General features: G+C 41.8%; 1 protein-coding gene. It reads right to left on the bottom strand.

Features of this window, described 5'->3' with window-relative positions; translation table 11 throughout:
- Positions 1–175: 175 nt before the first annotated feature.
- Positions 176–1,411 carry an IS110 family RNA-guided transposase gene (locus ACIQ7T_RS27920; protein ID WP_370083794.1) on the bottom strand — a complete coding sequence of 412 codons (1,236 nt, stop codon included), beginning with the start codon at positions 1,409–1,411 and terminating at the stop codon, positions 176–178.
- Positions 1,412–2,003 lie beyond the last annotated feature (592 nt).

Here is a 2,003-nt window from a genome sequence, read left to right as displayed (position 1 = left end):
AAGCCCAGTGGTGATATGTCAACCATAAAAAACATCGGAATTGGAAATTCTTAAGCTACCAAGCATCTAAAAAACTGTTTTTAAGCGTACTCAAATAAACCTCGCATTTTTCGCGCAAAAAAAGGGCGTAAATGGAAGTCGATTTAAAAGTTTGAAAGAAAGAGAATGAGTAAATTTACTCTCTCCTTTCAGTTGGTATGTACAGCTGATTCGTGCGTAGTAGCGAATGCACGAGGCGTACAAGTTTTCTAGCGGTTAAGACGAGAGCACGTTTGTGTTGATTTTTCGTAACTTCATTAAATTTCTTTTGATAAAAGGCTTTATATTCAGTGTCATGTTTTCGTATGGCATCAGCGGCTTGAACGAGATAGTAGCGTAAATACTTATTCCCGGTTCGCACACGATGGGTGTTTTCTGATTCATACTCACCTGATTGATATTGTGACCATACAAGTCCTGCGTATTTCGCTAAAGCGTGATGATCATCAAAACGCTTAATGTCACCAATTTCAGAGAGTAATCCCGCTGCGTACACGGGTCCGATGCCTTTTACCGATGTTAATGTTTGGGTGAATCCTTTCATCATGCGCTCGATTTCTTTATCTAAGCGCTTGACTTGGGCTTCCATATGGCGAATCGTACTTAAAATCACAGATAGCGATAAATTCACGGGATCCGCCATCATCTTGTCTAGACGATAGGAGTTGCGTGCCAGCTTTTGAAGATATTTTGCGATTTCTTCTGGTTCCGCAAAACGATTCTTGCCCTTATCTTGTAAGAACTCTACAAGCTCTTCTAGTGGCATTTCTGCAATCATTTCAGGGTCGAGCTCTTCAATGACGGCTAAACTCGTCGTACCAAATGTGTTAGAGAACGGGTTATCTTGGCGTAAGCCACTAAATTTTAAAAACAGTTGATTCATCATGTACGTTTTATTACGCGCAATTTCATGCATCATGTGAAATCGTGTACGTGTTAAACGGCGAAGTGCCTCGTGTTGAAGAGTTTCTTGCATTTCATATGGCAAACGTCCAAAGCGTAGATGATCCGCAATAACCCAGGCATCAATCCGGTCGTTTTTCGGTAACGTATCGTAGCCTTTTTTAAAGCGTGCTACTTTTCGAGCATTGAGCATAAACACCGCTGTTTGAAACAAGGGTGCATAGCCCTGTAATTGATTTTTCAAATAATGGGCTAGATGCCAACTATATTGGTCCGTTGACTCCATCCCAATTTTTAATTGTGTGAGCTGATTCTTTTCCGCTGTTTTTAAAAGCTTTTGAATCAAGGTGTTCGCACCTTCTACATCATTAGAAACAGAAAAATCAGCAAGCGAATGACCCTCGCCATGCATGAATTGGACATGATGGGAGCGCATACTCACGTCGATACCGACTAGCATTTGTGACATGCCAATCACCTCCTATAGTGGGAATAATCAAGATTGTCTCAGACCTGGGTGCCCAGTCGAATCATCGATGTCTGCCTCGTGATGAGCAATCAAAGTGAAGAAGACCATAATGAGCGCTACACTCTCTTCTCCAACAACGTCGCAGCCAGTGGTTAGACCTTCAATAATGAACGATGGGTAGCAGGCTTTTTAAGCAGTGCACAAAAAGTGCCCGCAAGGGGGAATAGCTATTTCCTGCGTCAACCTTGTCCGTTCCATTGTCTCATGGGCACAGTCTGAGTGAAATAAAAGCTGAAATAAAAAAAGGACGAAGTACTAAAATGGAGCCTCCTCCATCCTTCGCCCAAACGATATAAAATTGGATAACACAAATAAGCAGGTAAGCACCTGTTAGCTATACTATTTTGAATGGTTAAAATGGAAGTTTCCTTTTGGTCCCTCGTGTAAACCAGGGTCAAACAGGTAAAACATAAAAAAAGAGTGAGGGAGCCAAAAGGCGACTATCTCCTATAGGAAATCCAACAGATTCCCCAGTTGTCCGGATCAACTGGAAATTCTATCGGAAAGAGCTCTTACTACTAATATACGAGGG

Source organism: Lysinibacillus sp. NPDC096212 (assembly GCF_044763105.1).
Lineage (GTDB): Bacteria > Bacillota > Bacilli > Bacillales_A > Planococcaceae > Lysinibacillus.
This window is presented reverse-complemented; position numbering and strand designations above follow the sequence as displayed.